The organism is uncultured Succinivibrio sp., assembly GCF_902756765.1.
GTDB lineage: Bacteria > Pseudomonadota > Gammaproteobacteria > Enterobacterales > Succinivibrionaceae > Succinivibrio.
This window is the reverse complement of sequence record NZ_CACVSS010000029.1, coordinates 22,815-30,987: the sequence shown is the minus strand read 5'-3', so window position 1 is coordinate 30,987 and position 8,173 is coordinate 22,815. Positions and strand designations below refer to the sequence as shown.

Genomic DNA, 8,173 nt, shown 5'->3' with positions numbered 1-8,173 from the left:
ACCGTCATTGGCTCCTGCTGTATAGATATAAGCTCCTTTCTCAAGTTTTGCTTCAAGCAGATTTATGAGTTTTACGGTCTGCTGTTTTGCTTTTGAAAGCAGCAGCATTAGGGTATCTGCGGTTTTAACATGAGGCAGGGCGGACTCAATATCCGAGAAAATCAGATCAACATGTTTGTAGCTTATGATCTGAGGACAGTCAGAGTTAAGATTCTGTCCGATCATTGCAGCCATAGCCTTGCAAACAACATAGTTATCGCAGATTACAGTTGCATGTGTACTGTTTTTTACCAGAGACAGAATCATTGGATCAAGAACATCTCCTGCAATAATCAGGTTTCTGTTCTCAAAGATATCTCTGTTTCTTTCTAATAGTTCATAAACAGGTGAGTTTGCCATTATACTTTGTCTCTGTATTTTATAGCTTTTGCAAGTTCAACGTATTTCTCAACAGAGATGTTCTCTGCTCGGATGATAGGATCTAGTCCCATGTCAATAATCTCGTTCTCGGTGAAGAACTTTGACAGGGCATTTCTGATGGTCTTGCGTCTGGCTGAGAAAGCGGTAGTGGTTACATTATTCAGATAAGGAACCAGTGCTCGTTCCTCTTCAGTAAGATTCTTTGGCTTCAGTCTTACTACTGCGGAGGTAACCTTAGGTGCTGGTCTGAAGGCTGAAGGAGGAACTATCAGCATCGGAATAACATTGGCATGGAACTGTGTCATTACAGTCAGTCTTCCATAGTCCTTACTGTTTGGTGCTGCTGCAAGACGTTCAACTACTTCCTTCTGCAGCATGAAATGCATATCAATAATGCCTCTTTGAGACAGCAGATGGAAAATAATTGGAGAGGTAATGTTATAAGGAAGATTACCAAATACTCTAAGGTTGCCTGCACCTTCAATCTTTTCAAAGTCAACCTTCAGGGCATCGCCTTCGATGATGGTAAGACCTTTTAGGAAAGGATCATGCTTCAGAATTTCAACAAGATCTCTATCAAGCTCAATTGCGGTTAGAGTTTTTGCTCTCTCAAGCACTGGTCTTGTTAGCGCTGCATGACCAGGTCCGATTTCAACGAGCTTCTCTCCTTCCTTTGGGTTGATAGCGTCTACAATCTGACCAATGATATGATCATTTACTAAAAAGTTTTGACCAAAGCGTTTTCTAGCTTTCATGTGTACTGGTGGTAGTGCCATATTATTCCCTGTATAAAAAACAAATTCTGCGCTGGGGTTCATCTGCGCTGAGTGAATTATAACCTAGTTTGAAGTGATTAAGTCGATTTTACTTTTTTTTGATCGCTGTCACTAATTTTCAAAACAGAAGCTTCTCTCTTGCAATTGTCCGTCTTCCTTACATGCTGTAGTTAAAAAATATCTTGTAATAATTATCCTTTAATCAAAGCTATTAGAGCGCAGATAATATTGGTTATAAAGGTTAATTGTTATTATCTATATGAATTTACCTGCAAAATTCTCTTGTTATTTTATATTGTATAAAAATGAGTCGTAGTTCAAAAATTAGATAAAATAATATCGTAAATTAAAAAAAATATAATAAACTATACAATAGACGATAACAAAAAAATTCAACATATAGAATATCTGGATAAGTTCAAAAAACACAAATTCCAAATCGTGTGACTATGACTTACTTAACTATACTTTTTAAAGAATGCTAGTTTTTCCTTATTACAAATAAGGGCGTACAAGAGATTTTATTTTTAATCAGTACACAAATTCTTCGAACAGAGAACCTTTTCCCTGATTAGAAGTTATATAAGATTCTGATTTCCGTAAAGGAGTTTTCAAATGTCTGATAATCGTATTTCTATAAACAGCAATAACTCTAATATCATTCAGAACAACAATATTGTTAATAATAATGAAATCATTAATAACAATAATGCGGTTAATAATCAGGGTAAAGGCTTTAAAAGCATAGAGCCTCACGTTTTTACTGCAACCGAAAAAAATCTGGTTAACAAGTTTTCAGAACTGCTCTCAGGAAAAACTCCTCCTTCAGAACTGCATATTATCGATCCTGAGACTAATAAGGAGTCTCCTGAATTAAAGAAGCAGCTCTGTCAGGCTGCTGTCAAAGTTGCCACCGCTCTTATGACTTCAATTCCAGGCAAGGAAACAACCTTTGGCTTTGTGCTTGGAGATTTTACAGTAGAGATCCGTCGTGATCCTCTGGGTAAGTTCTTTATGAGTGTTGAAGGTCTTCAGGAAGAGAACAATATCATTGAAGAGAATCTGATTATTGATGTAAACAACAATGAGGAAATCATCCAGAATAATAACTTTTTGGATGAAGAGTTTAATCAAGGCTACATTGACTACAACACCATGGGGGAAAATAACATCACTGATGAAAGTATCATTGAAAACAATCAGCCTGCTCTTAAACAGTATAACGTCGATAAAAGGCTGGAAATCAATGATACTACCAGTAAATTCTCTGCCATGATTATGGAAGATATCATCAACAATCCAGAACTGTACAATCAGGAAATTGCTGCAGACGAGTATGCTGATAAGACTGCCAAGAAAGGTACCTTCGGTGCACTGGAACAGATGATTGTAGCCAGTGAGCAGAGTCCGAAATCCTGTATCAGCAGAGGGCTCATGGCAGAAGCCTTAAGAGCTAAACTGGGAATTGATCCAAACGAGCTTAATAACATAGGCATCAGAACAATAAGTCACTGGGCTGCTCAGAGTATTCTTGACCCAAAGATGACCGCCGCCAGCCTTCGCGCTGAAATCAAAAGATATAACAGTACACCTCATATCCTTGAGAATGTAAACTCTATCGAGGCCGACAAGGATATGCAGATGATCGAGTCGCTTTTAGAAAAGTCTCCAAATATAGTTAACTCCAAGGTTGATATTTCCAATATCGGACAGGTCAGAACCGACCCTCAGGAGGGAATGAGCCAGAATCAGAAACTGATTCATAACTTCTTCGCAGATATGTTTATGCCTGCTGATACTTCACTTTATGATATGAATGAAGGAAAGGAAGGTAACAGAATCAGACAGGTTATGCTGCAGCATCCTGAAGCTATAAAACTTATATTAGAAGAAGGTTACAACAAGGGAAGTCTTGCTCTTGAGACCTTACCTGCAAGTGTCAGAAATACTCTAGGTCCTGTTCTTCTGGGAGTGTTTAAGTCATACTCAACTGATTATTTTAAGATGCTCTCCAGCGAGGAAGACAAACAGAAATTTGGAGCAATGGTAGCAGGTAATAAGGTAGTACTCGACCTTGAGATTGTTAAGGGGCTAATTGCCAAGACTCCGTTTGAGTCCTTGGAGTCTATTGATAAGGCTGTTAACCAGGCTGCGACTCTTGTGGCTGAAGAACAGCAGCAGCTTGTAAAAGATAAGTTTACAGCAACTCTTCTAAATAACAATGAGGCAAATAAGAAATCACGCTTTGTTCCGATTCCAGATAGAGATCCTAGAAAGATTATTGCAGATATAGTCAAAACTCCTAAGCCAACACCTGAACAGCTGCAGAATGAGCCTGAGAGAGCTGCAGAGCTGAAAGAGCAGAGACGTAAGGAATTGTTTAAAGCTTATAAGGAGCTATTTAGAACCTATAAAGAGGTTATTCTGTCTATTATGCAGATACAGAAAGTTAATGCTACGTTATACCCTAGTGATAGAAATAAGCATGGCATGTTGACAGGATTGAAGGACGCCTATTATGGTTACATTAACATGTGTGGATTATTACCTCCTGAAAATTATATGTCTGACGAGGGCAGTAAATATTTTGAGGAGGCTCTGGAAAATGAAATTTCAGAGAAGGCCTTTGAGCCTATTTTTACAGTTGAGTATCTTGAAAGTCAGATAGCAAAGTTTACCGCGGAAAAAGACGGCAAGCTGGTACTTCAGACTCAGTCCCAGGATTATCTTGATTATGAACCGTTAAAAGGCCTTAATATTGATCTTAAGTCGCCATCATTATCTCAGATGGCTTCAGAACCAGATGAATTTGATAAACCTGGTATGGGTAAACTTATAAAGAATGTGCTGATGAGCTATTTCAGCACCCAGCATATGGAAGCAAAGATGCCTGAAGGTATTACTCCTGAGCTTAAGACTCTGGCCGAAACTCTGGCAGCCTCAAAGGATGTCAACCCTAAGCTTCCTGCAGATCTTTCTGATGCGCAGAAGAATCTTGTAAATCAGGCAATCAGTTCTATTCGTGAGGCCAATCGTTTTAACTCTGAACTGCCTTCACTTTTAAAGACCAGGCAGGTTGACAAGCGTTCTATGATTTCATCAATGATCCGTTATTCAGATGATAAGACATCTGAAGCAGCAAAGCTTGGCGCTATGCTCAAAGGTGCCGGTCCTCTGATGCACAAACTGCTGCAGGGACTTGAGCTTCCTGGTATGGATCAGGATTTTAAGACAGCTCTTGATGACATGAAGTCCAATTTAAGTCCGATTGATCCTAAATATGTTCAGGCTCAGATGCTTAAGATTGTGGATAATTCAAACAACACCATTAAGAGTATGAGCATTAAAAAGCCTCTGGGTGCGGCATCTGTCGGTCAGGCTTTTCTGGTAACAGTTACTCCTGCACAGGGAGAGCCTTATGATGCGGTATTAAAGGTAATACGTCCTGAAGTTTCAGTTAAGACTAAACGAGAATTCGAGCAGTTTATGATCGAGGCCAGAGGTATTCCTGGAATGGCGGATACCTACAAGGGACTGTATGAGCAGTATAAAAAGGAATTCAGTCTGGAGCTTGAGGCTAACAATATTAAACTTGGACAGCAGGTCTACTCAGATGGAATTGATAGTGACAGAGTTGAAACCATGTCACTTGTAGACGGAGTTCCTGCTACAGAGACTTCAATGCTGATTAAGCTTGCTCCAGGTGATACTCTTGATCGTTACATCAAGACTGTAAAAGCTCGTATTGATGAGCTCAAGAGAACCACTGCGAAGACTGTGGATGAATACATAAATAACCGACGTGAAATGCAGACTCTGTTAAAGCAGATGGCTGATATCAATACCTCTCTTGGCGTAACTGCAAAGAAATGGATTAACAAATCTATTTTTGGTACTGAAGGCTTCTTCCATGGCGATATGCATCCAGGTAACCTGATGGTGGCTCCTGCTGATCCTTCAGATCCTCAGTCCAAGACCAAGATTACCATCATTGACTATGGTAATGCTTCTCAGCTTACTAAGGCACAGACCAATGCCCTTCTTAAGATTAATGTTGCATGTTCTTTCGGAGGCATTTATCAGTTCGAGGCAACACCACAGGAGAAGCCTACCATTGAAAAACATACCGTAAGTATGTTTATTGAGGGCTTTAAAGCTTTACTTTCTGAAGAAGATCGCAAGATTTTTGAGAAAAGAGAAAAAGAGCTTACAGACAATGTGATTAAGCCAATTCTGCTAAAGGGAACAAAGAGTGAAGTCGGCATCCGCCTTTCTCTTCTGATTAAAAAGCTGCAGCAGGCTGGTATCACAATTCCAGGTGCTATCAGTAATATGGCGGAGAGTGAAAAGCGTCTTGCAAACGGTATTGATGAGCTTAATGTCTTAATGGATGAAATTGGCAATATGCTTGATTCATATCATCTGGATAATATTACTACAGGAGCAGACCCTTGTTATAATTTGATTAGAGACTCAGTCCTGAATGGAATTACAATTACTCAAAAAAGAGTTGATGAGGTTGTAACGATACTTAATTACGACTATAAGGCCAATGAAAAAATTGTTCAGGACCTAGCGGAGCATCAGCAATATGATTTAGCTCCAAATCAGGCGTTTGATAAGGCCGATTTTGAAGCTTTCATGGCACATAAAAAGGAAATTCAGAAGGAATATGAAAAATACAGAAAATCTGAGATTCAGATGACTAACATTCTGCTGCGCGTTGATTCTGGTTTTAAATATTCACTGAATGAAATGTGGGAAAACAGAATTATCAAGTTTGTCGGTAGAAAAGAAGAGAATAAAAAGCTTCAAGACATGGTTTACGGTAATTATCTGAAATCTCCAAAAGAGGCTGATCCTCTGTATGAGCTGCATAAACAATTTCTGGAGGTCCGCAGCAAAGTAAGTGATGAAAACCTGAAAAAGCTTCATGACTGTGAATATTCTATAACCTCATATAGAAATGATGAGGGCAACTTTGATACGCATCTTGAAAACCGTAAGACAATCGCTGAACTAAGCAAGGATCCTAACGTTGCAGCATATATGGATCTGCGTCTGAAGATGGCTAACATCATCAAGCAGCGTATGATTGAATCAGCTAAGACCTTGCCGGAAAAAATACCTAATGGTAAGCTTCCTGGTCTTATTGATAAGAAACAGGATTTTACAACAGCTACACTAGAGCTGGTGCAAAATAAGATTAGTGGTGAAACAGATGCTCAAACTATTAAAAACGCAATTTCGTTCGGAGGAGAGCTTGGTTACAACGCACTATCTCTAACCTTTAACATTGGCGGTGCTAGAGATTATTTCACGATTGTTGGAAACTCGTTTGACAAAAATAATAACAATAATTAGTAGTTTTTTAATATTCTCGAAAATCTCTGATTTTCCTGACACAAAAAAATCAGCGCTGATAAATAGTTATCGGCGCTGAAGATTTATATATCTTAAAAAGAACAAGATAATTCTCTTAATTCATATAAACAGATCCCTGAGAAATCTTGCCATCCTGATTCTGCTGTGGCTGTCCTATAGTAGTATTCTCCATCTCGATTCCTGCTCCTGCACGAACAAGCTCAGGATCAATAACGTGGATATAGGCACTCTCTCTAAGACCTCTCTCCCAATAGGCAACAGCTTCTGCAAATTCTCTTTCAAAGATGATTGATGCGGCCTTATCCTTGTATGCGCTTAGGGAATCCTTATCAATCTTGACGTCATCAAGATGAATGATGTGCCAGCCGTAGCTGGATTTAACCGGTTCACTGTACTGACCTACAGACAGGGCTGCAATACCGGCAGCAAAGCCTGGATCGTAGGCATCTAGTGACTGATAGCCTAAATCACCGCCCTGAACTGCTGAACCAGGATCTTCTGAGTATTTCTTGGCAGCATCAGCAAAAGTGATTTTTCCAGCCTTTACGTCATCCATAATTGAATTTAGCTTAGCAATTGCAGCTTCATCAGAGAAGATGATTGAGGTCTTGATCAGAATATGAGAAGCTCTGTAGGTCTTGATTGGAGTAATTGCATTCTTGGTAACATCATATAGCTTTAGAATGTGAAGACCAATAGAGGATCTGAAAGGACCTACCACAGCGCCAGGCTTAGCGTTAACCAGTGCAGGCAGGAATGGCAGTGGAATTGCGGTCTCTGGCTGATAGCCAAGATCTGCACTCTGTGAACCCACGGCGTACTTTGCTGCAACCTCTTCAACATTGGCTCCGGAACGGATTTCCTTTAAAGCTGTCTGTGCATTTGCCTGGGCACGACGGTATTCCTGTTCGGTTGGATTTGAGGACAATGGAATTATAACCTGCCCCAGATGATACATTGGTTCAACACTTCCTCTTTCCTTTAAAGCCTTGGCGTAGGAATTGATTTCACTTTCTGAAATATTGATTCTCTGTCTTACAGATGAACGTCTGACTTCATTGATAAGATAGTCTTCCTTGAACTTCTGTCTTGCCTGAGACTCAGGAATGTTTCCGTATGAGGCTAGGATCTTCTCTGGAGAAGTGTTGTGTCTTAAGGCGGTCTGCTTTAAGATTGAATCAAGCTGCATATCAGGAATATCTGCACCGTTGCTTTGTGCCAGCTGAAGAATCAGCGAACGGGTAATCAGTGACTGCAGAGCCTGACGTCTTGCGGTTAACTCATCAACCTGTGCACCGTGAGTCTTGTAGTTCTGCAGTAGTTCTCGAGTGTGACGGTTGAGATCACTTTCAAGAATAATTCCTCCATTTACAACTGCGGCTGTAGAATCTAAAGCTACCTCTTCCTCTGCATAGGACAGAGTAGGTGCTATGGCAAAAGATGCGCCAAACATTGCAATTAAAGAAAGCTTTGTAAATGTCTGTTTTATTCTCATACGTAATCGCGATAACAATCCTCCAACAGGAGAAAAGCAATTCGCCTCCTTTATATTATTTTTTATTCTGTTGTTTACACAATATTCATCTATATTG

4 protein-coding genes are annotated in these 8,173 nt (G+C 39.7%); 1 reads left to right on the top strand and 3 read right to left on the bottom strand.

The window, feature by feature from the left end; genetic code table 11:
• Positions 1 to 399: hypothetical protein (locus tag QZU45_RS05930; RefSeq protein WP_295352838.1), on the bottom strand; the 399-nt coding region annotated here is incomplete at its 3' end.
• Positions 399 to 1,196, bottom strand: a complete 798-nt coding sequence (gene rsmA / locus QZU45_RS05925) for a 16S rRNA (adenine(1518)-N(6)/adenine(1519)-N(6))-dimethyltransferase RsmA (protein ID WP_295352835.1) — start codon at positions 1,194 to 1,196, stop codon at positions 399 to 401. The genes QZU45_RS05930 and rsmA, both read right to left, overlap by 1 nt.
• Positions 1,197 to 1,811: 615 nt before the next feature.
• Between rsmA and QZU45_RS05920 the strand changes: the two genes are divergently transcribed.
• Positions 1,812 to 6,560, top strand: coding sequence for an AarF/UbiB family protein (locus QZU45_RS05920; RefSeq protein WP_295352815.1), 4,749 nt, complete (start codon positions 1,812 to 1,814; stop codon positions 6,558 to 6,560).
• Positions 6,561 to 6,675: 115 nt separating this feature from the next.
• Here the strand turns inward: QZU45_RS05920 and QZU45_RS05915 are convergent, their stop codons facing one another.
• Positions 6,676 to 8,094 carry a peptidylprolyl isomerase gene (locus QZU45_RS05915; protein ID WP_295352813.1) on the bottom strand — a complete coding sequence of 473 codons (1,419 nt, stop codon included), beginning with the start codon at positions 8,092 to 8,094 and terminating at the stop codon, positions 6,676 to 6,678.
• Positions 8,095 to 8,173: the final 79 nt, after the last annotated feature.

What these genes read in the sequence shown, in the direction of transcription:
- QZU45_RS05920 (WP_295352815.1), top strand. Translation starts at nt 1,812, where the DNA reads ATGTCTGATAATCGTATTTCTATAAACAGCAATAACTCTAATATCATT.
- rsmA (WP_295352835.1), bottom strand. Translation starts at nt 1,196, where the DNA reads ATGGCACTACCACCAGTACACATGAAAGCTAGAAAACGCTTTGGTCAA.